The organism is Nonomuraea sp. NPDC049758 (genome assembly GCF_040674635.1).
Taxonomy (GTDB): Bacteria; Actinomycetota; Actinomycetes; order Streptosporangiales; family Streptosporangiaceae; genus Nonomuraea.
In genome coordinates, this window is record NZ_JBFAMZ010000007.1 from 82,204 (window position 1) to 108,128 (window position 25,925).

Below are 25,925 nucleotides of genomic sequence, written 5' to 3' on the forward strand. Positions count from 1 at the left end.
TGAGCCCATGAGCTCGGTCGTTCTCGACAAAGTGACCAAGGTGTATCCGGGCGACTACCTGGCAGTCGACCGGCTGAGCCTGCAGGCCGAGGATGGCGAGTTCCTCGTCCTCCTCGGTCCTTCCGGTTGCGGCAAGTCCACGCTGTTGCGGATGATCGCCGGCCTGGAGGAGATCACGGAAGGCGATCTCTGGCTGGACGGCCAGCTGGCCAACCACCTGCCGCCGCGCGACCGCGACGTGGCCATGGTGTTCCAGAACGGCGCCCTCTACCCGCACCGGACCGTGCGCGGGAACATCGCCTTCCCCCTGGAGATCGCCAAGTCGGACCCGGCGATGGTGCGCGACCGCGTCACCGAGCTGTCGAAGGCGCTGCACATCGACGAGACGCTCGACCGCCGCCCCGGCACCCTGTCGGGCGGCCAGCGGCAGCGCGTGGCGATGGGCCGGGCGATCGTCCGGCAGCCGAAGTTGTTCCTCATGGACGAGCCGCTGTCCAACCTCGACGCCGGCATGCGCACCGAACTGCGGATGGAGATCTCCGCACTGGTCAGGTCGCTCGGCGTCACCACGATCTACGTCACGCACGACCAGGTCGAGGCGCTCACCCTGGCCGACCGGATCGCGATCCTGAATCGCGGCGTCCTGCAGGACGTCGGCACTCCGGCCCAGATTTACAACGATCCAGCGACGGCGTTCGTGGCGGCCTTCCTCAACTCCCAGCAGTTGAACCTGCTGTCGGCCGGCGTCAGAACGCCGCAGAACCAGTACGTCATGCTCGACTTCGGCCCGCACCGGCTCACGATGCCCTGGAGCGATCCCAGGGCGTACGCGATCTCTCAGCACACGGGCGGGCAGGTGCTGGTCGGCATGCGTCCCGACGGGCTGGCGCCGGTGCCGGAGTCCTATGACGGGCCGTCCTTCTACGGGCGGGTGCGGGCGCTGGAGTACCACGGGCACGAGTGGCTGGCGTACCTGGAGTGCGGCATGCCGGCGATGCCGGTGCCCGAGCCGCCGGACCCGCGCGCCCGCCTCAACGGCGAGCGCAACGGCGCGGGCGGGCTGACCGGGATGGTGCGGCGGCTGTTCTCGCAGCGCGCGCCGGAGCACGAGGAGCAGGAGCAGGTCGGCCAGAACGTGGGCAGCGGCTTCCACCGCCGCTCCGACCTGATCGTCCGGCTGGGCAACCGGCCGATGTGGCGGGCGGGGGACGCGGCGAAGGTCGCGGTGGACCTGTCCCGTCTCATGATCTTCACCCTGGACGGCGCCCGCATCGACCCGCCGCGCCGCTGACCCCTGGCGCGCCTCGAAAGCACAGTGAGATCGACGCCGCCACCAGCGTCGAACATCCGACCTGACGCCCCGCCGGACTCGCCCCGCACCCAGCGTGCCGCGCGGGCCCGGCCTTCGCCATGCCCCGGCACAACCGCACCCTTGACCCAAGCGGACCTCGGTCCGTATCGTTGGCGACACTAAACGGACCACAGTCCAGAAAGGTGTCCGCCATGTCCAGGTTGCTGCACATCTCCGCCTCACCCCGCGGCACGGAGTCGATCTCCGCCGCCATCGCCGAGACGTTCGTCCAGGAGTACCTCGCCACCCACCCCGCCCACACCGTGGACCGCTTCGACCTCTGGGACGGCACCCTGCCCGAGTTCGGCCCCGCCGCCGCCCGCGCCAAGATGACGGTGTTCGGCGGCGGCACGCCCGCGGGCGAGGAGGCCGAGGCCTGGGCCGCGGCGGTCAGGACGTTCGAGCGCTTCGACGCCTACGACCGCTACCTGGTCAGCGTGCCGATGTGGAACGCGGGCGTGCCGTACAAGCTCAAGCAGTTCATCGACGTGGTCAGCCAGCCCGCGAAGATCTTCGACGTGCATCCGGAGACGGGGTACCGCGCGCTGCTGACCGGCAAGCGGGCGGCCGTCGTCTACACCAGCGCGGTGTGGGGGCCGCGGCTCGGCCCGGAGTTCGGCGCCGACTTCCAGTCCACGTTCTTCGGCGACTGGCTGCGCTGGACGGGCATCGCCGACGTGCAGGAGATCCGCCACCACCCCACGCTCACCGGCTCCTACGACGCCGAGCGCAAGCAGGCCGACGAGCACGCCCGCCGCGTCGCCAGAACCTTCTAGACCGTCGCCGGGCTCCAGCGCGGACCGGCCGGGGTGTCCTCCACGGTCACGCCGCCGCGCGCCATCGCCGCGCGCAGCGCGTCCGCGATCTCGTACCGCCCCTCCCCCCGCAGCCGCGCGCGCAGGTCGAGCAATGGTTCGACCAGGGGGCGCAGGCCGGCGGCCGGCGCGGCCTCGCCCAGCCGGGCGATCAGCAGCCGCATCAGTTCCCGGGCCTGGTCGACGCCGCCGGCGTCCTCCTCGGTGTCGGCCGCCCACGTGACGATCTCCGCCTCCAGGTCGAGCACCAGCCGCGCCGCCGCCGCCAGGTCCGGCTTGCCGACCGCGTCCTCGAACGACTGCTCGCAGGAGCGGATCGTCTCCTCCAGCGTGACGGCGGGCTCCGCGGCGGCGCGGGCGGCGGGCGGTAACGGCGGGACCACCCCGGACGTGGCACCAGCCGCCAGGTCACGGACGGCGGCCAGGCTCGTCCGCGTCCCGGCCGGCAGGACGCTCACCGCCCCCGGACGCCGTACGGTCAGGCCGCCGCGCCCCGCAACCTCCACCGCCTCCGACTCCAGGTCGATGATCAGCGCCGTGTGCTCGTCGAGCCCCAGGACGGCGGTCTCCGGCGGCAGCTCCCGCTCCATCCGCGACAGCCGCCGCTCGCCCAGGTAGCAGTAGCGGGTGTCGTGGGTGCCGCCCTCGGCGTTGTCGAAGTGCGGGATCAGCACGGCCCGCAGGCCCAGCGGCTCCAGCAGGCCGATTCCCTCGCGCCAGTGAGGCTCGGCGCCCACCTTGTAGATCTCGTAGACGGGCACGGTGGCCAGGCCCGCGGTGCAGGCGGCGGCCGAGGCGAGCACGGTCACCCCCTGCCGGGAGCGCACCCGGGCACGCAGGTCGCCGGCCACGCCGGAGGCGGCCCACCGGTCGAGCGCGTACGTGGGGCTGCCCGGCCCGGAGAACACCCAGTCAGCGCCCGTGACCCCGGTGGCCGGCTCGACGTCCAGCCCGACGCTGCGGGCGAAGTAGCGGCGGGCGCGGGCGGAGATGTCGGCGGCGTTCTCCTGGAAGGCGTAGGGCGTGTCGAGCAGCACAGCACGGGCCCCAGCGCGCAGCCCGCGGGCCACCGCCCGGTGGACCTCGACCATGGTCGGGCTCGTCTCCCCCGACCCCATGAGCACCAGCGAACCCGGCATGACCTCGGCCCCTTCCCCACCCGCCGGCGACCGCGGGGCCCCGGCACGCGCCCTGACCAGCCCAAGCCCGGCGGGAGCCCCGAGGAGGCCGCGTGACGGCCCGGCGGGGTCCGCGCCGATGACCCGCCCCCATCTTGCACTCCACGAGCCGGCGGCACGAGCCCGGCGACCGGATCGTGCGGCCTACGCGGTGTGCCCCGAGCCGTCGCCCTGGCCGCCCGCGGCCGAGGCGCCCGTGACGGGGACCGCGCGCGGCGCGGTGCCCGCGGCGGCGGACCGCCGGGAGACCCGCCGGCCCAGCGCCTGCATGGGGCGTTCGACGTAACGGTAGGAGAGCGCGCTGACGGCCAGGATCAGCGCCAGGGCCAGCCCGGCCATCGCGAGCTGGTACGGCAGCGGCGCCCGCCGCAGGTCGCCGGTGACCTCCACGAAGTACTTCAGCAGCGGATGATGCACCAGGTAGAGCGAGTAGCTGATCAGCCCGAGCCAGGTGAGCACGGCGGGCAGCCGCCGCCCGCGCAGCGCCATCGCGCCCGCGAAGGTGGCCGCCGCCAGCGCGATCGTGGTCAGCCACACGTCGGCCTCGACCCACCACCAGCCGCTCTCGATCGCCCACACCGGAGCCACGACGACCAAGGCCGCCGTCACCGCGACCGGCCAGAGGCCGCCGCGCCCGCGCTCCCAGCGGTGGATCGCCGTGCCGGCGAACATGACCGCGACCACGGCCGCGCCCAGCCACGGCACCCGGCTGCTCAGCAGCAGCAACGCCAGCGCCATCAGCCCGAGCAGGCACGCCGCGGTCCGGCGGAACCAGCCGCCGACCACGCAGGCGAGCCCGGCGGCGAACACCGCGCACGACACGTACGCCGGCCATCCGCCCCGCAGCACCGCCCCCGACACCACCAGTCCCACCGCCACGGACGCCCCGGCGAACAGGACGGACACCAGCCCGCTGCGCTCGTGCGCCCCGATCAGGAACAGCGCCGTGACCAGCAGGTAGAACACCATCTCGTACGACAGCGTCCACATCGTGTCGGCCACGCCGCCCACGCTCACGACGTCGAGCAGCATGGTCGCGTGGGCCGCCACCGCGCTCCCGTCGCGCGGCACGCCCTCGCGCACCGGCACCCACCAGGACGCGGCCAGCACCAGCGCGATCACGGCCAGGTAGAGGGGGTAGAGGCGGAAGGCGCGGCCGGCCCAGAAAGCCCGCACGTCGCCGTGGCGTTCCAGCGAGGCCGGGATGATGTACCCGCTGACCAGGAAGAACACCATGATGCCGTAGACGCCGAGGCTGAACCAGTAGGGGCGCAGCGCGGGCAGGAACCACGGCAGCAGGTGCTCGGCGACCACCGCGAGCGCGCCGATGCCGCGCAGGGCGTCGAGCCAGGCGAGCCTGGACGGCGCGCCTGGCGTGGTCGTGTGGGGGGTCGCGGCGGTCGGCACCCGCCCCAACTTACCCGCAGCGGGCTAGGTGATGCGGTGGGTCGCCAGGGACGCGTGGTGGTCGGCTCCGTCGGGGCCGCAGGGGTCGGTGTGGACGGTGGCGGCGCGCAGGCGCGGCAGGTCGTGGATCAGGCGGTGCTCGGCCTCGACCGCCACGGCGTGGGCGTCCACGACCGACATGGCGTGGTCGACCAGGATCTCGACCTCGGCGTGCAGGGCGTGGCCGAGCCAGCGCAGGCGCACCGAGCCGACGCGCTCGACGCCGGGGACGCCGGCCAGGATGCGTTCTGCCTCGTCCAGCAGGGCGGGGTCGACGGCGTCCATGAGGCGGTGGTAGATCTCGCGGGCCGCGTCGCGCAGGACGAAGCAGATGGCGACCGTGATCAGCAGGCCCACGACCGGGTCGGCGATCGGGAACCCGAGCGCCGCGCCGCCCGCGCCGAGGAGCACGGCGAGGGAGGTGAAGCCGTCGGTCCTGGCGTGCAGGCCGTCGGCCACGAGCGCGGCCGAGCCGATCTGGCGGCCCACGGTGATGCGGTAGCGCGCCACCCACTCGTTGCCGACGAACCCGGCCAGCGCGGCGGCGGCGACCCAGCCGAGCGCCCGGACGTCCTGGGGCTCGACGAGCCGCCGGACGGCCTCGTACCCGGCGAGCGCGGCCGAGGCGGCGATGAGCACGACGATGACGATGCCCGCGAGGTCCTCGGCCCTGCCGTAGCCGTAGGTGAAGCGGCGGGTGGCGGCCCGGCGGCCGAGCGAGAACGCGATGGCCAGCGGGACGGCGGTCAGCGCGTCGGCCAGGTTGTGCAGGGTGTCGCCGAGCAGCGCGACCGACCCCGACGCCACGACGATCACGGCCTGGACCACGGCGGTGAGCATGAGGACCGCGAAGGACACGGCCAGCACGCGCATGCCCCGGCTGCTGGACTCCAGGGCGCTGTCGGTTCTGGCGGCGCTGTCGTGGCTGTGCGGCGTTAACACGTGCGCGGCCTTGGCGGCCAGCGCCCTGAAGCCGCGCCGCTCCCCCGGCCCGTGCCCGTGGCCATGCCCATGGCCGTGCCCGTGCCCGTGCGGATGGGTATCGGAGTCAGACATGAGCACCCCTTCGCTTGCGCGTCTCGTCCGCTCCGACCAGGATATGTAGTCATGTACGCACGCGACAACGTCTCAGGTGCGGACCACTCGCAGGAGCAACCCACTCCCGCCCAGGTCAACGCCGCCGTGGACGCCTTCCGCATGCTCAGCGACGCCACCCGGCTCCGGCTGATGTGGGAACTGTCCGCCGGCGAGCTGGACGTGAACTCCCTGGCCGAGGCGGTCGGCGCGGCGCGCCCGTCGGTGTCGCAGCACCTGGCCAAGCTCCGGCTGGCCGGTCTGGTGGACACCCGCAGGGACGGCCGCCGGGTGCTCTACCGCGCCCGCGACGGGCACGTGCGGGCGCTCATCGCCGAGGCGCTGTCCCATGCCGACCACGAGGTCTCGGGGCTGCCCCGGCACGACTAGCTACCAGCCGACCCGGCCCTTGCCGGAGACGAGGGCGCGGGCGATCACCAGCCGCTGCACGTCGTTGGTGCCCTCGCCGATCGCCATCAGCGGCGCGTCCCGGTAGAGCCGTTCGACCACGAACTCCTGGGAGTAGCCGTAGCCGCCGTGGATGCGCATCGCCTCCAGCGACGCCTTCAGCGCCACCTCGGAGGCGAAGTACTTGGCCATGCCCGCCTCCATGTCCACCCGCTTGCCGCCGTCGGCCTGGGCGGCGGCCCAGTACGTGAGCAGCCGGGCGGCCTGGATCTCGGTGGCCAGGTCGGCGAGCTTGAGCTGGACGGCCTGGAAGTCGGCGATGGGCTGCCCGAACGCGGTGCGCTCGCGCGCGTACTCCAGGGCGGCGTCGTAGGCCGCCTGCGCGACGCCGACGGCGCGGGCGGCGATGTTGACCCGGCCGATCTCCAGCCCGCCCAGCACCTGCTGCATGCCGCGTCCCTCGACGCCCCCGAGCAGCGCCGAGACCGGCACGCGCACCTCGTCGAGCACGACCTCGCAGGTCTCGGTGCCCTTGTAGCCGAGCTTGGGCAGGTCGCGGCTGACGCCGAAGCCGGGCGAGGCCGGATCGACGAGCAGCACCGACATGCCCTTGTGGGCGGGCTCGGTGACCGAGGTCTTGACCAGGACAGGCAGCGGGTCGGCGTGCCGGGCGTTGGTGATCCACGTCTTGGTGCCGGTCACCACGTAGTGGTCGCCGTCGCGGACCGCGCGGGTCTGGATGCCCTGCAGGTCGGTGCCGGCGCCGGGCTCGGTGAGCGCGATGGCGGTACGCCGGACGCCCGCGGCCAGGTCGGCGAGGTGCAGGCGTTTCTGCTCGTCGGTGCCGTGTCTGGCGATCATCCAGCAGGCCAGCGAGTGGGAGCCGATCGTGCCGGCCACGCCCATCCAGCCGCGCGCGATCTCCTCGAAGACCAGCGCGAAGGAGACCATGTCGGCGCCGAGGCCGCCGTACTCCTCCGGGACGGTCAGCCCGAACAGCCCCATCTGCTTCATCTTCTCGACGATCTCGGTGGGGTAGCGGCCCGAGTGCTCCCACTCGGTGGCCACGGGCAGGATCTCCTTCTCCACGAAGGCGCGCAGGGTCTCGCGGAAGGCCTTCTGCTCGTCGGTCAGCTCGAAATCCATGGCCTCAGGTCCTCTGCGCGGGAGGGACGGTCGAGGCTCACGTTATTCGTCTGATGTTTGGCTGGTCAATCGTCCGGGCGCGCGGGCGGCCAGCTTGGCGACGACGTCCACGATGCGGACCGCGCGCTCCAGCTCGGCCCGGTGGAAGACGGGCCCGCCGGCGCGGGCGACGACGACGTGCATGCCCTGCGGGACGAGGGGCAGCAACATCAGCCGCAGGTCCGCCGAGTCCAGCGTGATCGCGCGCGGCGGCGGGTCGGGCAGGTTCAGCACCTCCGGCGCGGCCATCGAGGCGTGCCGGACGGCTCCGTCCTCGACCGCGACCGACCACTCGGCGCCGCACAGCGCGGGCAGGGCGTCCACCAGCGTGGCCAGCCCGCGCGCCGGTTCCGTCGCCACGTGCATGAGCAGGTCGTAGTCGGGGGCAGAGCCGGGCACGTCGCGGGTGGGCCAGACGCCCTCGACGCGCACGCCCGGCGTCGCCGACAGCCGCTCGCAGACCTCCGTCGCGCTGATCGGGCCCGGCCAGGACACGATGAAGTCGTCCACCGCCCGGCCGGTCTCCCGTTCCAGCACGGTGACCTGCAGGATGTCGGCGCCGAGCGTCCCGAGCGCCTTCGCGACCTGGCCAAGGCCGCCCGGCCGGTCCGGCAGGGACACCCTCAGTCGCAGCAGCATTGGCCGCCCCCTTTCCCAGAGGCTCTCACAGTGCCGTGGACAGGTTTCGCATATGTTCCACGGATATGTCGCGCATGCTGCGCTTATATCCCAGGATCCGGCGCTAAGTCCGGATTGTCGAACCTGGGTGGCGGTTTGAGCAGGTGTTTTCCCAAAAACGACCAAGGATCGTTCAAGGATCAGGCAGACCGATCCCCGCGCGTGGGGATCAGGCGCGGCATCAGGCCCGGGATCAGGCGGTGGATCAGGCGGTGGATCAGGCGAACACGTCCTGCTGGTAGCGGCCGTCCGCCTCCAGGGCGGCCAGCCAGGCCGTGCCGTCCTCGCCGCCTTCTCCGTCCTCGCCGGTGTGCCGCCGGTGGACGTCCAGCAGCGCCTGGCGCACCGCCGGGGCCATGCGCAGGCCGTCGCCGCAGACGTACACGTACGCGCCCTGCTCCAGCAGCTCCCACACCTCCTCGGCGTGATCGGCCACGGCGTCCTGGACGTACCGGTACGGATGCCCGGCCACGGCCGAGAACGCGGTGTGCACGTTCACCTCCGCGCGGGCGGCCCAGGCGGTCACCTCGTCCCGGTACAGCCAGTCGTGGTCGGGGTGGCGGCAGCCGGTGAACACCTCGGCCCGGCCGCCCGCCCCGCTCAGCGCCCGCTCCTCCAGGAAGCCGCGCAGCGGCGCGAACCCCGTGCCGGGGCCGACCAGGATCACCGGGGTGGCCGGATCGGCGGGCAGCCGGAACGGCGGCGCGGGCACGCGTACGTACCCGTAGAACACCTCACCGGGCCGCAGCCCGGCCAGGTACGCCGAGCACATGCCCTGGTAGGTGCCGCTGCCGGACCAGGCGGGCCCCTCGACCAGCCCGACGGTGAGCCGCACCAGTCCCGGGCCGGCCAGCGGCGAGGAGGACACCGAGTAGTAGCGCGGCCGGATCGGCCCGGCCATCTCCAGGAACACCGGCAGCGGCAGCTCGACGGCCGGGAAGCGCTCCAGCAGGGCCAGCGGCGAGACCCGCTTGGCCAGGATCTCGTCGGCGTAGTTCGCGGTCAGCTCGGCGAGCTGGCCACGCGTCCAGGGGCAGCCGGTGTGCGCGGCCAGGGCCTCCAGGTCGGCCCTGGTGGCCACCTCCTGCAGCTCGGCGAACTCGGTCAGCAGCAAGCCGGCCGTCACCGGCGTGTCCACGGGCAGGTGGGTGGCGCCGGCGGCGCGCAACCGCACCACCTGCTCGCGCGGCACCCGCAGGCAGCGCAGGGCCCACTCGACCAGCTCGGGGTCGTTCTTGGCGAAGACGGCGACGTGGTCGCCCGCCGTGTAGGTGACGCCCTCGGGCAGGCGGGCCACGATGGAGCGCACGCCGGGCCTCGGGGCCTCGGCCGAGAAGTCCCACAGCCCGGTGGGGTCGCCGGTCAGCTCCTCGTTGGACACGACGGTCATCGGCACGGCCCGCTCGGACACGACGGCCGGCCTGACCTCGCTCTCGCCGAGCACCTCCATCTCGTAGCGCGGCCCGGCCGCGCCCGCCGGGGCGCTGTACTCGTCGGCAAGGGCCGCCCACAGCCGGGCCGTCCACGCCGAGACGTCGCCGTCGAAGTCGCCGTCGGCGTCGGCCTCGCCGCGCTCGACGAGCGGCACCGCCCCGGCGGCGGTCAGCTTCTCACCGGCCCGGCGCGGGAAGTCCTGGTACGTCGGCCACTGGGAGTTGCCGCAGCCGAGCACCGCCAGGCGCACGCCCGACAGGTCGGGCAGCTCCTCCAGGGCGTCGAAGCGCTGGGCGTTGTCGGGCGCCTTGCCGTTGTAGGAGGAGGCGACCACGACGAGCAGGCCCTGCGACGGCGGCGTCAGGTCGTCCAGGGTGGTCAGGGTGGTGGCGAAGCCGGACCGGCCGGCCCGCTCGGCCAGCCGCTCGGCGATGTCGGCGGCGGTGCCCAGGTTGGAGCCGTAGGCGACGGTGAGCGGCACGCCGGTGACCGCGAGGTCGTGCCGCTCCCCCTCACCGGCGGCCTGGACATCGGCGGCGGGGGCGGTGCGCTCGTGGGCGCGGCGCTCGCGCACCCGCAGGGTGAACCCGTCGGGCTTGATGGTCAGCGTCTGCTTGATCTTCATCCGGTAGGCGTCGGGGTCGGAGACGGCGAAGCGGCGCAGGATCATGGCCAGGGCGAGCCGGGCCTCGGTCAGCGCGAACTGGCGGCCGATGCAGGCCCGCTCGCCGTTGCCGAACGGCTTGTACGCCGCCGGGTGGTGGGCCTTCTTGTGCTCCGGAAGCCAGCGGTCGATGTCGAACTCCGCCGGCCGCTCCCACGCCTTGGGGTGGCGGTGCAGCGCCGGCAGCAGCACGGCGACGCTCTGGTCGGCCTCGATCTCGTACCCGCCGATGGTGGTGGCCTCGACGGCGCTGACGGTGAAGGCGGGGATCGGCGACCAGATCCGCAGCGTCTCCTCCAGGATCCGGGGGATGACGTCGAGCTTCATGATCGTCTCGTAGCTGGGCGGCTCGTCGCCGGGCAGCAGGCGGTCGACCTCGTCGTAGGCCCTGGCCAGGGTGTGCGGGTCGCGCAGCAGGTTGTGCAGGGCGAAGGAGAGCAGGCCACTGGTGGTCTCGTGCCCGGCGATGAGGAAGGTGAGCACCTGGTTGCGGATGTTCTCGTCGGACAGGCGGCCGCCGGTCTGCGGGTCGGCGGCCGCCAGCATGAGGCCGAGCAGGTCCTTGGCGTCGCCGGCGCCCGCTCCGGGCAGCTCTGCGCGGCGCTGCTTGATCACGTCGTCCACCAGGGCGCGCATGGTCTCGATGTCGCGGCGGTAGGCGTCCTCGTGGCCGCGCTTCAGCTTGGTGACGAACGGGAGCTGCTGGTTGCGCAGCATGGCCTCGGTCAGCGCGCCGCCCATGGCCTTCAGGAACGGGTGCAGCTCGGGAGAGGCGAAGGAGTCGAACCGGAAGCCGAAGCCGGTCAGCGAGATCGTGTCCAGCGTGAGCCGGGTCATGTCGTCGGCCACGGGCAGGTCCTGCCCCTGGCGGCCGGCCCACGAGGCGACGAGCTGCTCGGCGACCTCCAGCATCTGCGGGTAGTACGCCTTCATCGAGCGCTGGCTGAAGGCGGGCAGCAGGATGCGGTGCGCCTGCCCCCACACCGGCTCGTGCGGCTCGGCGGTGAACAGGCCGTCGCCGCCGAAGTCGCGCACGATCGACAGCGGCGGCTTGATGCGCTTGACGAACCTGCTCTCGTCGCACACCTCCGCGACCAGGTCGGGGTCGTAGACCAGCACGATCGTGCGGCCGGCGACCTCCAGCCGGAAGATGCCCTCCTCGTACCGCTCGGCGACCTTGACGAAGTGCTCCACCGGCGAGTGGGCCGGGATCTGCAGCGTGTTGCCCAGGATTGGCAGGCCCTGCGGGGCGGGGATACGCCTCATGAGTGCTCCCTTCGGGTAGCCATACACCGTATGGCAGACGCTACCATACGCTGTATGGCAGTGAGCGCACGCAGGGGAGCTCCCCTGAGTCTTGACGAGATCTGTTCCACGGCGCTTCGCCTGATCGACGAGGCCGGCGTCGAGGGGTTGTCGATGCGGAAACTGGCCGCCGAGCTCGACGTCAACCCCATGTCGGTCTACCACCACGTCGCGAGCAAGGAGGCGCTGCTGGCGCGCATCTGCGAGACGGTCAGCGTCCGGCTGCCGCTGCCGCCCGACGACGGCACCCCGTGGCAGGACCAGCTCCGCGCCCTGGCCCTGGCCTACCACCGGCACGCCCGGCAACATCCGGCCATGTGGAACTACCTGCACAACCACCCCGAGTTCAGCGAGGACCGGCGACTGCCGCTGTGGCAGGCGCTCTACCGCATCCTGCGCGCCTCCGGGGTGCCCGAGGAGGAGCTGCGGCGGACGAGCGAGGTGCTGCACGCGTTCGTCTCGGGGTTCGTCTTCGCCGAGACGCGGGGGCACCTGAGCGGCGAGCCCGAGGAGGTCGAGCGCAGCTTCGACGTCGCCCTGCACATGATCATCAACGGCCTGGCCGCCCGGTGACGCCTGCGTTGGAAAGTCCAACCCGCTCGCGTTAGAGTGAGTTGGAATTTCCAACGGACAGGAGGCCGCGATGCGCGACGCCGTCATCGTGCAAGCCGTACGCACCCCCATCGGCAAGGGCAAACCCGGCGGCGGGCTGCACGGGACGCACCCCGTCGACCTGCTCGCCCACGCCCTGCGCGCCCTGATCGAGCGCAGCGGCGTGGACCCGTCGCTGGTCGACGACGTGATCGGCGGCTGCGTCGACCAGGTGGGCGAGCAGGCCATGAACACCACCCGCTACGCCTGGCTGGCCGCCGGCTTCCCCGACTCGGTGCCCGCGGTCACGGTCGACCGGCAGTGCGGCTCGTCCCAGCAGGCCGTGCACTTCGCCGCGCAGGGCGTCATGTCCGGCGCGTACGACCTGGTCGTGGCCTGCGGCGTGGAGTCGATGAGCCGGGTGCCCATGTGGTCGAACGTCCCGCCGGGCGCCGACCCGTTCGGGCCCTCGGTGGCCGCGCGCTTCCCCGGCGGGCTGGTCCCGCAGGGCGTCAGCGCCGAGCTGATCGCCGCCAAATGGTCGCTGAGCCGCGAGCAGATGGACGTCTTCGCCGCCGCCTCCCACGCCAAGGCCGCCGCCGCGGACTTCGGCGCCGAGCTCGCCCCGATCGCCGGCCTGGACCGCGACGAGTCGATCCGGCCCGCCACCACGCCGGAGATCCTGGCCGGGCTGCGGCCCGCCTACGCCGACCCCGGCTACGCCGGGCGTTTCCCGCAGATCGCCTGGTCGGTCACCGCGGGCAACGCCAGCCCGATCAACGACGGCGCGGCGGCCGTCCTGATCACCAGCTCCGAGACCGCCGCCCGGCTCGGCCTGCGCCCGCTGGCCCGGCTGCACAGCTTCGCCGTCACGGGGTCCGACCCGCTGCTCATGCTCACCGGCGTGATCCCGGCCACGGAGAAGGTGCTGCGCCGCGCCGGGCTCGCGCTGTCCGACATCGACCTGTTCGAGGTGAACGAGGCCTTCGCCAGCGTCGTGCTGGCCTGGTTGCAGGAGACGGGGGCCGACCCGGCGAAGGTCAACGTCAACGGCGGCGCCATCGCCCTCGGCCATCCGCTCGGCGCCAGCGGCGCCCGCATCACCACCACGCTCGTGCACGCCATGCGCACGCGCGGCGCCCGTTACGCCCTGCAGACCATGTGCGAGGCGGGCGGCCTGGCCAACGCGCTCGTCCTGGAGAACGCCGGCTGAGGCTCAGGCGGCGGCCCAGACGGCCTCGAACGCCGCCTGGGTGATCTCGGTCAGCTCCCAGATCTCCAGCGGCTGGTCGGTGAGGAAGCCGTGATCGTCCTGGAGCCGGCCCCACCAGTAGCGGTGGGCGACGCGGTCGGTGTCGACCTCGATCTGCCTGATCGCCCAGTGTTCGCCGTCGCCCTCGACGCTCTCGAACAGCCAGACGCGCCCGCCGGGGCCGGCGGTGTGCCAGAAGCGGTGGGGCACGTCGGCCTCGGCGAGCTGCTTGACCAGCGGCAGGCGAAGATCCGGGACCATGCCCCGTAGGTTACACCGCTACCGCTGGTAGGCCCCGGCGTCCGGCGACCCGGACAGCGGCCGGCCCAGCATGTCCTTGCCGAAGGCGGCGCCGCCGTACCAGGTGGGCGACAGCGGCAGGCCGCGGCCCAGCGCCGGCGAGCCCGGACGCAGGCGCAGGTCGGTGCGGGAGACGAACAGCGGGTCGGCCCTGACCGACTTCGGCCCCAGCTTGAAGGTGAGCTTGCGGCCGTAGTAGACGCTGCCGCCGTCGTCGACGCCCTTGCCGTCGGCCCAGCCCGCCTCGCCGCCGACCGCGATCACGTTGTTGCGCAGCCTGAGGATGGAGGGGCTGCAGCCGTCGTGGCAGGACCAGCCGATGGTGTCCTTGGCCGGCAGGTAGACCGAATTCTGGACGGCGATCGTGCCCTTGACCGGGCCCACGACGTGGCCGGGCCCGCGGGTGATGAGGAAGGAGCCGCGGCTGCGGCCGGAGGTGACGACGTTGAAGGCGAAGACGTTGCCGGTGGCGGTCTTGCCCTTCTGGGCGCCGAGCTCGGTGAAGGTCTCGTTGTCGCGCGCGTGGTTGTGGGTGACGCGGTTGCGGTCGCCGTTGAAGATCTCGACGGCGGCGCCGTCGGTGCCGTAGTCGTGGCTCTTGGCGTAGCTGCCGGTGATGGTGTTGCGGGTCACCAGGTTGTCGTCGCCGTTGAGCAGCACGCCGAAGGCGCCGGAGTCGTTGTCGCCGCCCTCGTCGTCGACGCTCATGCGGTTGTTGCCGGTGAGCGTGCTGTCGCGGACGGTGTTGTGCGAGCCGGACGGCGTGACCCACACGCCCGCGACGTTGCCGTCGGCCGCGACGCCGGTCAGCTCGATGTGGTGGCCGCCGAGCTGGAACCCGGCGAACCGGCAGCCGGTGGCGCGCAGGCCGCTGATCTGCCAGTAGGCGCCCTTGACGACCACGCAGTCGCGCTCGTCGCCGCTGATGCGGGGCAGGGCGCCGGTGCCGTGGGAGCGGATGACGATGGGCCGGGCGGCGGTGCCGCTGGCGGTGAGCCGGAGCGGGCCGGTGAAGCTGCCGCCCCGCTTGAAGCTGACGATGTCGCCCGGCTTGAGCTCGGCGGAGCTGACCTTCTCCAGCGACTTCCACGGCTTGTCGGGGCTGGTGCCGGCGGCATCGTCGTCGCCGGCCCTGGAGTCGACGTAGTAGGTGGTGGCCGCCCTGGCTTCCGCGGCGGTCGGTACGGCGGTAAGAAGCGAAGCTGCGACGGCTACGGAGAGCAACCTCATGCGGGCACACCACTATCCAGTTGAAGACGGTACGGGGCCAGGCCATACCGTAGCGTGATCAGCGTGTGATGCGCCACACACTCACCGAAGGACCGTCCCCCGGGATCATGTCTCCGTCCTGCGCATTGTGGACGCCCTGGGCCTGCGCCCCGATGGCCAGCGCGGCGCCGGGCGCCCGGCGGACGGCCACCAGCAGCGACTCCTCGAACGTCTCGCGCGCGAAGACCAGGCAGTCGGCGTCGGAGTGCAGCCAGCGCAACCCTCCGTGACGCAGCGCGGGCTCGGCGCGGCGCAGCCCGAGCAGCTCGCGGTAGGCCGACAGGGTCGCCGGGTCCTGGTCGTGCGGCCGGTTCCAGGGCATGGGGGTGCGCGAGTGCTCCCCGTTGATCCCGGTCAGGCCGAACTCGCTGCCGGCGAAGACCATGGGCGTGCCGGGCAGCGTGGCCTGCAGGCCGAGGGCCAGCAGGTGGCGTTCGCGCGAGCCGGTCACCGTGCGGATGCGCGGCGAGTCGTGGGAGTCCAGGAGCTGCCAGGAGTGCGTGAGCGAGCGCCAGGACATGTGCGAGGCGAAGGACCTGAACGTGGCCAGGGTGTCGGTGCCGTCGCGCTCGGGCACGCCGCCCGGCACGCCGAGGAAGTGCGGCAGGTCCAGGTCGGGGCCGCGCAGCCAGGCCCAGACCGGACGGGTGAAGCCGCCGTAGTTCATGGTGCCGTGCCAGCCGTCGCGGTCGAGGTCGAGCGAGGCGTCGTGGTTGTGCTCGGCGATGAAGGCGGCCTCGGGGCCGAGCTGCCGGCGCAGCATGGCGGCGACCTCGTGGTTGCGGTCGTCGGCGCCGAGCCTGGCGGTCATGTTGGCGACGTCCACGCGCCAGCCGTCCAGCGGGCCGAGCCACTTCTTCAGCACCGCGCGCATGCTGGAGCGCACCAGCTCGCTGCCCCAGTTGAGCTTGGGCAGCGACTTGACGCCCCACCACGACTCGTAGTCGCCGGTGTCGGGGTCGAAGTAGAACATCTCCCGTTCGAGGGCGTTGACGTCGGAGACGGCGGCGGTGAACCATTCGTGGGCGTCGCCGCAGTGGTTGGTGGTGATGTCGCCGAGCAGGCGCATGCCGCGGGCGTGCAGCGCGCCGGACAGCCGGTGCAGGGCCTCGTCGCCGCCGAGCAGCGGGTCGACGTGCTCGAAGCTCGCGGCGTCGTAGCGGTGGTTGGAGCGGGCCGGGAAGATCGGCGTCAGGTAGACGGTGTCGGCGCCGAGCCCCTGGATGTGGTCCAGGCGGCGGGTGATGCCGTCGAGGTCGCCGCCGTAGAACTGCTGGGCGGTGCCGGGGCCGCTGGGGATCACCGGGTCGCGGTCCCAGTCGCGCGGCAGCGCCCAGTCGGGCAGGTCCGGCATCGGGCCGGAGCGGTCGAAGCGGTCGGGGAAGATCTGGTAGACGATCGCGTCCGACATCCACGAGGGCGGCGCCTGGTGGCAGACCAGGCGGAAGTCGCTCGCGTCGGTCACGTCGTGGGCGACCGGGCCGGCCGCGGTCAGCCACAATTGGCCGCGGCGGGTGTGCAGCAGGAAGCGGTACGGGGTGACCGGGTTGACGGCGGTGATCTCCGCCTGCCACCACACGTCGTCCGCGCCGTAGCCGGCGACCGGCGTGCCGGTCCTGGAGTCGTCGACGCGGGCCTCGGCGTAGCGGGGCTCGCCGTCGCAGACGGCACGCACGTGCACCCCGGTGATCCCGGCGGCGCGCGGGGCGCGCAGCCAGAGGATCACCCGCGAGCCGAGCGCCGGTTCCCGGCTGGAGACGTAGAGAGCTGAGCCGTCGTGGTGCGGCTCGCCGACATGACGCAATGGACCTATCCCTTGACAGCCCCGGCCGTCAGGCCGGAGACGATGTACTTCTGCAGCCATAGGAACACGCTCACCGTGGGTACGGCGGTGAGCAACGTCGCGGCGGCGAACATGCCGAAGTTGGCGTTGCGGTGGTCGCCGGCGATCATGCCGTACATGCCGACGGCCAGGGTCTTGCTCTCGGGGTCGCGCAGGAACACGTTGGCCATGAGGAACTCGCTCATGATGCCGATGAAGGCCAGCAGCGCGGTGACCGCCAGGATCGGCGTGACCAGCGGCATGATGATCCGCCAGAAGATCTGCGCGTGGGTGGCGCCGTCCACGGTGGCGGCCTCGTCGAGCTCCTTGGGCACGGTGTCGAGGAAGCCCTTCATCAGCCAGGTGTTCACGCCGAGCGCGCCGCCCAGGTAGAGCAGCAGCAGGCCCCAGACGGTGTTGAAGCCGAACGCCGGGTACAGCTCGGTCACCCTGGTGAAGATCATGAAGATCGTCACGATGGCCAGGAACTGCGGGAACATCTGGATGAGCAGCAGCGCCAGCAGCCCGACCCGGCGGCCGGTGAAGCGCATGCGGCTGAAGGCGTAGGCGGCCAGCATCGACAGCAGCAGGCTCGCGAACGACGAGACCAGCGCGATGAACACCGAGTTGAAGAACCACCGGCCGAACGGATAGTCGTCGGAGGTGAGCAGGTTGGCGAAGTTGTTCAGGCTCGCCCCCGACGGCAGCAGGTCGGTGGAGGCCAGCGTGCCCATCGGGTTGATCGCGGCCGAGACCACGAACAGGATCGGGAACAGCGCGAACGCGCACACCGCCAGCACGAACACGTGCCTGAGCGCGATCCTCATGCGTAGACCTCCTCCTGCTTGCGGGTACGGCGGAAGGCCACGGCCGAGATGACCGCCACGATCGCGAAGATGAACACCGAGATCGCCGCCGCGAACCCGAACTGCGCCCCGCCCGCGCCGAACGCCAGCCGGAAGGTGTAGGTGATCAGCAGGTCGGTGGCCCCCACCTGCGGGCTCTCGGCCGGGAACGGCCCGCCGTCGGTGGTGAGCGCGATGGCGTTGAAGTTGTTGAAGTTGAACGCGAACGACGAGATCAGCAGCGGCGTCAGCGCGACCAGCAGCAGCGGCAGCGTCACCCGGCGGAACGCCTTCCACGGCGTGGCGCCGTCGATGGAGGCCGCCTCGGTCAGCTCGCGCGGGATCGCCTGGAGCGCGCCGGTGGTGACCAGGAACATGTACGGGAAGCCGAGCCACAGGTTGACCAGGATGACCGCGAAGCGGGCGGTGACGGGCTCGCCGAGCCAGTCGACGCTCAGCCCGAAGAACTGGTTGATCAGGCCGAAGTCGCGGTTGAACATGTCCCGCCAGACCAGCAGCATGGCGAAGGCCGGCATCGCGTACGGCAGGATCAGCGCGATCCGGTAGATCTTCGTGCCGCGCATGCGCGGGTGGTGCAGCGCCAGCGCCACGGCCATGCCGAGCCCGAACGTGCCGGCCACGGAGGCCAGCGCGAACACCAGGTTCCAACCCAGCACGCCGACGAAGTAGCCGGAGATGGTGGGGTTGGTCAGCACCCGGGCGAAGTTGTCCAGGCCGACGTTCGCCTGCCAGCCCTGTGCCAGGTGCTCGCCCTCGGCGTTGACGAAGTAGCCCTGGGCCTCGTCGGCCGTCCAGGTGTCGCCGTTGCCCTTGACGCAGTCGCAGGCGGCGTCGTAGACCAGCGCGGCCTTGCCCTCCACGGCCCGGCTGAGGCCGTTGGCCTTGATCGCGCCGCCGGGCGTCGGCACGGACAGCGCCGAGATCTCCTGGCCGCGGGCGGCCGCCTCGGGCGCCTTCAGCACGGTCACGCCGGGGGCCGACAGGACCTTGCCGGTGAGGCCGACCTGGGCGCCCGTGAGCGGGGTCAGCCCTTCGGCGGTGCCCAGCCGGACCTGCTTGGTCGTGGGGTCGACCAGCAGGAACACCAGCTCGTCGCCGCGCAGGGCGGCGGTCAGGCCGTACTCGGGCGAGCCGGGGGCCTGGCGCACCGAGCCGGTCTCGATGGCGGTGACCGCGTCGGCCTTGTCGCCGCGGTGCCCGTCGCCGAAGTTCGTGAACGCCGTGGTCACCGTGTAGAGCACGGGCAGCACCTGGAAGGCGATCAGGAAGACGGTGCCGGGGACGAGGTACTTGGCCGGGATGAAGCGGCGGGTCAGGTACAGGGAGGAGATGGCCGCGGCGGCCAGCCCCAGCAGCGTGAGCGAGACCCACGACTCCGCGGCGACCAGCGGCGGCACGGCGTAGAGCAGGATCGCCGCGGCCACGGCCAGCACCGCGATCCTGCTCACCACGAACGCCGTGGTGAGCTCCCGGCGAGGCCGCGGGGACGCGGTGGTCCCCACGGCCTCGTGCACGTCCTGGGCCATGTCAGTTCTTGAGCGCGCCGTCGATGGCCTTCTGCGCGGCCGCGGCGGCCTTGGCGGCGTCGCCGCCCTTGACCACGGCGGTCTCCGCGATGCCGAACGGCTCCCAGATCGCGGCCATCTCGGGGATGGCGGGCATCGGCATGCCGCTCTTGCCGGCGTCCATGAACTTGGCGGCGTCGGGGTCGGCGGCCTGGACCTCCTGGAGGGCGGCGGTCAGCGCCGGGGGACGCGGGTCGGCCTCGTACAGGGCCTTGGCGACGTCCTTGTTGGTGACGTAGTTGGCGACGAACTCCTGGGCCAGGGCCTTGCTCTTGCCCTTGGCGGCCACGAAGAACGACTGGACGCCGACGAACGGCGTGGCCGGCTTGCCGTCCTTGAACGCCGGGACGGGCGTGATGTCGTAGGAGATGCCGCCCTTCTTGACCTCGCTCATGGCCCACGGGCCGGAGATCAGGTAGGCGCACTTGCCGGCGGCGAAGTTGACGATGTAGTTCTCGTTGGTGACCGACGTCTTGAGCGCGCCGTCACCCTTCTCGCCGAGCTCCTTCAGCTTGCCGAACGCCTTGACCGAGCCCTCGGAGCCGAGCAGCACCTGCTTGGGGTCGGGGTCGCCGGAGGCGGTCTGGCCGAACAGCGCGCCGCCCGCGGAGGCGAACAGCGGGTAGGCGTGGAAGGCGTCGCCCTTGACGCCGACGGGCAGGCAGAGCACCTCCTTGACCTTGCCGGCCTTCTTCAGCTCCTTGCCCTTGTCGATCATCTCGTCGAGCGTGGCGGGGGCGTCGGGGGCGAGCTTGGTGTTGCGGATCAGGGCGATGTTCTCCACCGCGTACGGGGCGCCGTACACCTGGCCGTTGAAGGTGACCGCCTTCATGGCGATCTCCGAGAAGGCCGCCTTCTGCTCGTCGGTCAGCGTGACGGGGTCGATGGCGCCGTTCTGGACGAGGTTGCCGATCCAGTCGTGCGCGCCGATCATGATGTCCGGGCCGCTGCCCTGCTGGGAGGCGGTCAGGAAGGTCATCTGGTTGTCCTTGCTGATCTCCTTCACCTCGACGGTCACGCCGTTCTCGGTGCCGAACTGGTCGGCGAAGGGCTTGAGCGGCTTGACCCGGCTCGGGTCGGCCCAGATGACCAGCGTGCCGCCCGCCGCGGCGGCCGGGGCCGAGGCCGAGGCCGAGCCGCTGGGCTGCGCCGACGGGGCGGTCGAGCCGGAGTCACCACAAGCCGTAGCGGCGAATGCGAGGGTGGAGAGGGCGGCCACTCCCAGGACCCGAACACGCATGAGACCTCCCGAGGTCATGGAGGAGCGGCGACGCCTGCGTGCGCCGCCGCCGAAGATCGTTTTCCGCCGCTGTTCACGGCTTACGTTTCCGGGACGTTAGCGGCTCTTTGCAAGAATTGGAAGAACTTGCGAAAGAGCGTTACCGGAACCACATCCGACCCACGCCCCGCTGACCTCGCCGCACCTCAGATAACGGGCGTACTGGGAATCTGTAACTTTCCGAAACTTGCACTTGACCTGTCGCAAGGACGCGCGACATCCTGCACCAGACATCACGGACATCGGGGGAAGGAAAGCCATGCTCGGCAACGACGACTGGTGGCGGGACGCCGTCGTGTACCAGGTCTACCCCCGAAGCTTCGCCGACGCCGACGGCGACGGCACCGGCGACCTGAAGGGCGTGCGGGAACGCCTGGGCCACCTCGCGCGGCTGGGCGTGGACGCGATCTGGCTGAGCCCCTTCTACACCTCGCCCATGGCCGACGGCGGCTACGACGTGGCCGACTACCGGGACGTGGACCCGATGTTCGGCACGCTGGCCGACTTCGACGCCCTGATCGCCGAGGCCCACGACCGCGGCATCCGGGTGATCGTGGACCTGGTCCCCAACCACTCCTCCGACCGGCACCCCTGGTTCCAGGCCGGCCTGCGCGACCGTTACATCTTCCGCGACCGGCCCAACGACTGGGAGTCGATCTTCGGGGGCCCGGCCTGGACGCAGGTCGAGGACGGTCAGTGGTACCTGCACCTGTTCGCGCCCGAGCAGCCCGACCTCAACTGGGACAACCCCGAGGTGCGCGCCGAGTTCCGCGACGTCCTGCGCTTCTGGCTGGACCGGGGCGTGGACGGCTTCCGCGTGGACGTGGCCCACGGCATGGTCAAGGCCGCGGGCCTGCCCGACGTGGGCCCGAAGGAGGGCCGCCAGGCCGAGATGCTGGGCGACGAGCAGGTGCCCTACTTCGACCAGGACGGCGTGCACGACATCTACCGGGAGTGGCGGCCGATCCTCGACTCCTACCCCGGCGGGCGGATGGCCGTCGCCGAGGCGTGGGTGTCCTCGCCCGAGCGGCTGGCCCGCTACGTCGGGCCCGACGAGCTGCACCAGGCGTTCAACTTCGAGTTCATGATGGCCGACTTCCACGCCAAGTCGTTCCGTACGGTGATCGAGAAGTCGCTCGCGGAGGCCGAGCTGGTCGGCGCGCCCACCACCTGGGTGCTGTCCAACCACGACAAGCCGCGCCACGTCACCCGGCACGGCGGCCTGGCCCGCGCCCGCGCGGCGACGCTGCTCATGCTGGCCCTGCCCGGCTCGGCCTACCTCTACAACGGCGAGGAGCTGGGCCTGCCCGAGGTCCTCGACCTGCCCGACGAGCTGCGCCAGGACCCGGCCTTCCGGCGCACCGGCGAGAGCCGCGACGGCTGCCGGGTGCCGATCCCGTGGACGAGCGAGCCGGGCTGCGGCTGGCGCGACCCGTGGCTGCCGATCCCGCCGTCGTGGACGCAGCTGTCGGCCGAGGCCCAGGAGCACGACCCGGACTCCACGCTGAACCTCTACCGGGCCGCTCTCCGGCTGCGCAAGCAGCACCCGGCGCTCGGCGGCGGCACGCTGCGGTGGCTGGAGGCCCCCGAGGACGTGCTGGCCGTCCAGCGTGACCCGGGCCTGGTCGTGATGCTGAACACCGGCGAGCGCCCGGTCGCCCCGGTCGTGCCCGGCACGGTGCTGCTGGCCAGCGGCCCGCTGGCGGCCGACGGCGCGGTCCCGCCGGACACCACCGTGTGGATCCAGCGTTGAGGTTGGGGGAACCTTTCCCTTGACGCGGCATTTGGCGGCAATGACGGTTAGTAGTCTCGGGGAGTGCCACCCCTGTGGGCCCGCTCCCTGCGCGGACGCGTCACCCTCATCGCGACGGCCGTAGCCGCCCTCGTGCTGATCCCCGTGGGCGTCGCCGGGTGCATCGTCTCGCGTTCGCTGGTGACGGCCGGCGTCTACCGGGACACGCGGGACACCGCCGAGCGGGTGGCCTCGGAGATGCGCGCGGGCGGGCTGCCGCAGGGCGCCACGATCCCGGTGCCCAACCCGTCCATCGACCTGATCCAGATCGTCGGCACCGACGGCCGCGTCCTGGCCAGCAGCGACGCGGCCAGGAACCTGCCGCCGCTCAGCGACGTGCGGCCCACCGCCGAGAGCCGGGTGGTCAACACCACCAACTGCCTGCCCACCGAGTGCGTGCACCTGTCGGCGGTCAAGGCCGGCATGTCGGAGGACTCCCCCATCGTCTACGCCGGCCGCAGCACCCCGGAGGTGCTGGCCTCGGAGACGCTGGAGGTGATCGTGTTCTCCCAGGTGGCGGTGCTGATCGCGCTCACCGCCTGGGCGACCTGGCTGGTCACCGGCCGCGCGCTGCGCCCGGTGGCGACCATGCGCGCCGAGCTGGACGCGGTCAGCGCCGGCGACCTGAGCCACCGGGTCACCCAGCCGGGCGGCGAGGACGAGGTCGCCATGCTGGCCAAGGCCGTCAACAACACGCTGGCCCGGTTGGAACGTTCCGCGCTCCAGCAGCGCCAGTTCGCCTCCGACGCCTCCCACGAGCTGCGCACCCCGATCGCCGGGCTGCGCGCCCAGCTGGAGAGCGCCCAGCTCTACCCGGAGGACACCGACGTCGAGGCGCTGGTGGACAGCGCCCTGCGGGACACCGACCGGCTGGAGGCGATCATCACCGACCTGCTCCTGCTGGCCAGGATCGGCTCCCGGGTGGACGTGGCCAGGGAGCCGGTGGACCTGGCCCAGCTGGTCCGGCAGGAGCTGGCCGTGCGCAGCGACAAGCTGCCCACCCGGCTCGAGCTGACCGAGGGCGTGGTGGTCGAGGGCGTGCGCCTGCAACTGGCCAGGGTGCTGACGAACCTGCTGGACAATGCCCAGCGGCACGCCGAGACCATGGTGCGGGTCGTGGTCTCCAGGGAGGCGGGCCCGGCCAGGGGCGGCACCGCCGTGCTGGCGGTGGAGAACGACGGCCTGGAGATCCGCGAGGCCGACCGCGAGCGCATCTTCGAGCGGTTCACCCGTCTCGACGCCGCCCGCAGCCGCGACTCCGGCGGCACCGGGCTCGGCCTGGCCATCGCCAGGGACGTGGCGATGGCCCACCGGGGCAGCGTGCGGGTGGAGGACCGTCCGGGCGGGGCGCGGTTCGTCCTGCGGCTTCCGGCCATCTGATGTCGAAAGCGTAGATTTCCGGCAGCCGGTTAGTGGATCATGCCCTCATGACGCAAGAAGTCCCCCAGGGCGTGGATCCTCACATCCCCAACACCGCGCGCATGTACGACTACTTCCTGGGCGGAAAGAACAATTTCCCGGCCGATCGTGAGCTGGCCGAGCTGGTGCTGAGCGCGATGCCGGAGGTCAGGGACGGCACGCGGGAGAACCGGCTGCTGATCGGCCGGGTGGTGCGGTACCTGTGCGAGCAGGGTGTCACCCAGTTCCTCGACCTGGGCTCCGGCCTGCCGGCCGCCGAGAACGTGCACGAGGTGGCGCTGCGGTACGCGCCGCAGGCCCGCGTGGTCTACGTGGACAGCGATCCGGTGGTGGCCGCCCACGGGCGGGCCCTGCTGGCCGGCCCCGAGCAGGTGGCCATGCTGCACGGCGACGTCCGGCGCCCGCGGGAGGTGCTGGACAGCCCCGAGGTGCGCGGGCTGCTGGACTTCGGCAGGCCCGTCGCCGTGCTCATGATGTTCCTGTTGCACCTGATCCCCGACACCGACCACCCGCAGGACTTCGTGGCCGCCTACCGCGACGCGCTCGCGCCCGGCAGCTACCTGGCCCTGTCGCACGTCGGCACCGACCACGCGCCCGAACGCGTGGCCCGCGTCAGCCAGTTCTACCGGCGGGCCAACGCGCCGTTCTGCCCGCGGCCGGGCAAGGAGATCGCCGCCTTCTTCGGCGACTTCGAGCTGATCCCGCCCGGCCTGGCCACGGGCAAGGGGCCGGAGCTCGGTTTCCCGTTCACCGACCCCGAGAGCCCGCCCTTCTACGACGACGACTTCGCCCGCATGGGGTACGCGGGCATCGGCCGCAAACCCTAGACGCGCACGGCCTGCCGATCCGGCTCCGGCTCGGGGCGGTCGTCCTCGTCGTCGATCAGCGTGGACTCGTCGAACGGCGCCCGCCCGGCCAGCACCTCGGCGGCCCGCTCCCGGTCGAAGTCGCCGGTCCAGGTGCCGACCACGACGGTGGCCACGGCGTTGCCCGCGAAGTTGGTCAGCGCCCTGGCCTCGGACATGAACCGGTCGATGCCGACGATGAGGCCGACGCCGTCCACCAGCTCGGGGCGGTGCGACTGCAGGCCGCCGGCGAGCGTGGCCAGGCCCGCCCCGGTCACGCCCGCGGCGCCCTTGGAGGCGACCATCATGAACAGCAGCAGCGAGACCTGCTCGCCGACCTGCAGCGGCGCGCCGGTGGCCGAGGCGATGAACAGCGTGGCCATGGTGAGGTAGATGGCGGTGCCGTCGAGGTTGAAGGAGTAGCCGGTCGGCACGGTGATGCCGGCCACCGTCCGGCTCACGCCGAGGTGCTCCATCTTCGCGATCAGCCGCGGCAGCGCCGTCTCCGACGACGACGTGGACAGGATCAGCAGGAACTCCCGGCCGAGGTAGCGCAGCAGCGACCACAGGTTGACCCGGGCCACCAGCCACAGCAGCGCGCCCAGCACCACGCCCACGAACAGCAGGCAGGTGACGTAGAAGGCGATCATGATGATGGCCAGGCTCTTGAGCGCCTCGATCCCGGTGGCGCCGACCACGGCCGCGATGGCCCCGAACGCGCCGACCGGCGCGGCCCACATGACCATGGCCAGGATGCGGAACACCAGCCGCTGGACGTGCTCGACGCCGCGCAGGATCGGCGCGCCCCGCTCGCCCATGGCCTGCAGCGCGAACCCGGCCAGCAGCGCCACCAGCAGCGTCTGCAGGACCGAGCCCTCGGTGAAGGCCGACACCAGCGTGACGGGGATGACGCCGAGCAGGAAGTCCACCCCGCCGGTGGCCTCGCCCTTGGCCGCCTCGGCCTCGGCGGCCTGCCGGGCGGCGTCGGTCAGGTGCAGCCCGGAGCCGGGGTCGATGACGTTGCCGACCAGCAGGCCGATGACCAGGGCCACGGTGGACATCACCATGAAGTAGCCGAGCGCGAGGCCGCCCACCTTGCCGACCTTGGCGGCCTGGCGTACCGAGCCGATGCCGAGCACGATCGTGCAGAAGATGATGGGGCTGATCAGCATCTTGATCAGCGCCACGAACCCGGTGCCGAGGGGTTTGAGCTCCTTGCCCGCCTCCGGCCAGACGAACCCGACCAGGATGCCGAGCAGGACCGCCACGATGACGGCCAGGTACAGATATCGCGTGCGATCGCGCATGAGGGGTCTCCACCGCTTGGGAAAAAGGGGCTGGTCGTGCGACTATGCGGCTCGCTGTGACCCACGTCACGATTGAGTAA

The 25,925-nt window shown here is 72.0% G+C and carries 21 protein-coding genes; 8 read left to right on the forward strand and 13 right to left on the reverse strand.

Annotated elements, in window-relative coordinates; all coding sequences use genetic code 11:
- The first annotated feature begins 7 nt into the window (after positions 1–7).
- Both AB0J46_RS19915 and AB0J46_RS19920 read left to right on the forward strand, forming a co-directional pair.
- The gene (locus AB0J46_RS19915) at positions 8–1,291 is read left to right on the forward strand and encodes an ATP-binding cassette domain-containing protein (protein ID WP_364333660.1); all 1,284 of its coding nucleotides are present in this window, start codon (positions 8–10) and stop codon (positions 1,289–1,291) included.
- A 212-nt stretch (positions 1,292–1,503) separates the two neighbouring features.
- Positions 1,504–2,127, forward strand: a complete 624-nt coding sequence (locus AB0J46_RS19920; RefSeq protein ID WP_364333663.1) for an NAD(P)H-dependent oxidoreductase — start codon at positions 1,504–1,506, stop codon at positions 2,125–2,127.
- Here AB0J46_RS19920 and AB0J46_RS19925 read toward each other — a convergent pair.
- The 3 genes from AB0J46_RS19925 to AB0J46_RS19935 form a co-directional block, all read right to left on the reverse strand.
- The gene (locus AB0J46_RS19925; RefSeq protein WP_364333666.1) at positions 2,124–3,305 is read right to left on the reverse strand and encodes a hypothetical protein; all 1,182 of its coding nucleotides are present in this window, start codon (positions 3,303–3,305) and stop codon (positions 2,124–2,126) included. The two genes, AB0J46_RS19920 and AB0J46_RS19925, sit on opposite strands and share 4 nt — an antisense overlap.
- A gap of 183 nt (positions 3,306–3,488) precedes the next feature.
- Entirely contained in the window at positions 3,489–4,751 is a 1,263-nt protein-coding gene (locus AB0J46_RS19930) for an acyltransferase (protein ID WP_364333669.1), read from the reverse strand.
- Positions 4,752–4,775: 24 nt separating this feature from the next.
- Positions 4,776–5,846, reverse strand: a complete 1,071-nt coding sequence (locus AB0J46_RS19935; RefSeq protein WP_364333672.1) for a cation diffusion facilitator family transporter — start codon at positions 5,844–5,846, stop codon at positions 4,776–4,778.
- Positions 5,847–5,897: 51 nt separating this feature from the next.
- On the opposite strand from AB0J46_RS19935, the gene AB0J46_RS19940 reads away from it, so the two are divergent.
- Positions 5,898–6,254 (forward strand): metalloregulator ArsR/SmtB family transcription factor, encoded by a 357-nt coding sequence (locus AB0J46_RS19940; RefSeq protein ID WP_357969218.1) that lies wholly within the window; start codon positions 5,898–5,900, stop codon positions 6,252–6,254.
- Here AB0J46_RS19940 and AB0J46_RS19945 read toward each other — a convergent pair whose 3' ends face one another.
- The 3 genes from AB0J46_RS19945 to AB0J46_RS19955 all read right to left on the reverse strand — a co-directional run bounded on the left by AB0J46_RS19945 (position 6,255) and on the right by AB0J46_RS19955 (position 11,499).
- A complete protein-coding gene (locus AB0J46_RS19945) occupies positions 6,255–7,418 on the reverse strand; it encodes an acyl-CoA dehydrogenase family protein (protein ID WP_352351655.1) in 1,164 nt (387 codons plus the stop codon).
- Between the two features lie 42 nt (positions 7,419–7,460).
- The gene (locus AB0J46_RS19950; RefSeq protein ID WP_364333676.1) at positions 7,461–8,096 is read right to left on the reverse strand and encodes an amino acid-binding protein; all 636 of its coding nucleotides are present in this window, start codon (positions 8,094–8,096) and stop codon (positions 7,461–7,463) included.
- Positions 8,097–8,352: 256 nt separating this feature from the next.
- Positions 8,353–11,499 carry a cytochrome P450 gene (locus tag AB0J46_RS19955; protein ID WP_364333679.1) on the reverse strand — a complete coding sequence of 1,049 codons (3,147 nt, stop codon included), beginning with the start codon at positions 11,497–11,499 and terminating at the stop codon, positions 8,353–8,355.
- A 54-nt stretch (positions 11,500–11,553) separates the two neighbouring features.
- On the opposite strand from AB0J46_RS19955, the gene AB0J46_RS19960 reads away from it, so the two are divergent.
- Positions 11,554–12,111 (forward strand): WHG domain-containing protein, encoded by a 558-nt coding sequence (locus AB0J46_RS19960; protein ID WP_364333682.1) that lies wholly within the window; start codon positions 11,554–11,556, stop codon positions 12,109–12,111.
- A gap of 70 nt (positions 12,112–12,181) precedes the next feature.
- Positions 12,182–13,342 (forward strand): thiolase family protein, encoded by a 1,161-nt coding sequence (locus tag AB0J46_RS19965; RefSeq protein ID WP_364333685.1) that lies wholly within the window; start codon positions 12,182–12,184, stop codon positions 13,340–13,342.
- Between the two features lie 3 nt (positions 13,343–13,345).
- On the opposite strand, the gene AB0J46_RS19970 is transcribed toward AB0J46_RS19965, so the two are convergent.
- The 6 genes from AB0J46_RS19970 to AB0J46_RS19995 are packed head-to-tail and all read right to left on the reverse strand — an operon-like array spanning position 13,346 to position 20,443.
- Positions 13,346–13,642, reverse strand: coding sequence for a hypothetical protein (locus AB0J46_RS19970; protein WP_364333688.1), 297 nt, complete (start codon positions 13,640–13,642; stop codon positions 13,346–13,348).
- 18 nt (positions 13,643–13,660) lie between these two features.
- Positions 13,661–14,911, reverse strand: a complete 1,251-nt coding sequence (locus AB0J46_RS19975) for a right-handed parallel beta-helix repeat-containing protein (protein WP_364333691.1) — start codon at positions 14,909–14,911, stop codon at positions 13,661–13,663.
- A 58-nt stretch (positions 14,912–14,969) separates the two neighbouring features.
- Positions 14,970–16,754, reverse strand: coding sequence for a glycoside hydrolase family 13 protein (locus AB0J46_RS19980; RefSeq protein WP_364333694.1), 1,785 nt, complete (start codon positions 16,752–16,754; stop codon positions 14,970–14,972).
- Between the two features lie 5 nt (positions 16,755–16,759).
- Entirely contained in the window at positions 16,760–17,599 is an 840-nt protein-coding gene (locus AB0J46_RS19985; protein ID WP_358292982.1) for a sugar ABC transporter permease, read from the reverse strand.
- Positions 17,596–19,164, reverse strand: a complete 1,569-nt coding sequence (locus tag AB0J46_RS19990; RefSeq protein WP_364333697.1) for an ABC transporter permease subunit — start codon at positions 19,162–19,164, stop codon at positions 17,596–17,598. The genes AB0J46_RS19985 and AB0J46_RS19990 overlap by 4 nt, the downstream gene beginning before the upstream one ends.
- Position 19,165: 1 nt before the next feature.
- Entirely contained in the window at positions 19,166–20,443 is a 1,278-nt protein-coding gene (locus tag AB0J46_RS19995; RefSeq protein ID WP_358292986.1) for a maltose ABC transporter substrate-binding protein, read from the reverse strand.
- A gap of 298 nt (positions 20,444–20,741) precedes the next feature.
- Between AB0J46_RS19995 and AB0J46_RS20000 the strand changes: the two genes are divergently transcribed.
- The 3 genes from AB0J46_RS20000 (at position 20,742) to AB0J46_RS20010 (ending at position 24,520) form a co-directional block, all read left to right on the forward strand.
- A complete protein-coding gene (locus tag AB0J46_RS20000; RefSeq protein WP_364333700.1) occupies positions 20,742–22,235 on the forward strand; it encodes a glycoside hydrolase family 13 protein in 1,494 nt (497 codons plus the stop codon).
- Positions 22,236–22,298: 63 nt separating this feature from the next.
- A complete protein-coding gene (locus AB0J46_RS20005) occupies positions 22,299–23,654 on the forward strand; it encodes an ATP-binding protein (protein WP_364333703.1) in 1,356 nt (451 codons plus the stop codon).
- Between the two features lie 47 nt (positions 23,655–23,701).
- Positions 23,702–24,520: an SAM-dependent methyltransferase gene (locus AB0J46_RS20010; RefSeq protein WP_364333706.1), complete on the forward strand. Its 819-nt coding sequence runs from the start codon at positions 23,702–23,704 to the stop codon at positions 24,518–24,520.
- Here AB0J46_RS20010 and AB0J46_RS20015 read toward each other — a convergent pair.
- The gene (locus AB0J46_RS20015) at positions 24,517–25,845 is read right to left on the reverse strand and encodes a cation:dicarboxylase symporter family transporter (RefSeq protein WP_364333709.1); all 1,329 of its coding nucleotides are present in this window, start codon (positions 25,843–25,845) and stop codon (positions 24,517–24,519) included. The genes AB0J46_RS20010 and AB0J46_RS20015 overlap by 4 nt on opposite strands.
- Positions 25,846–25,925: the final 80 nt, after the last annotated feature.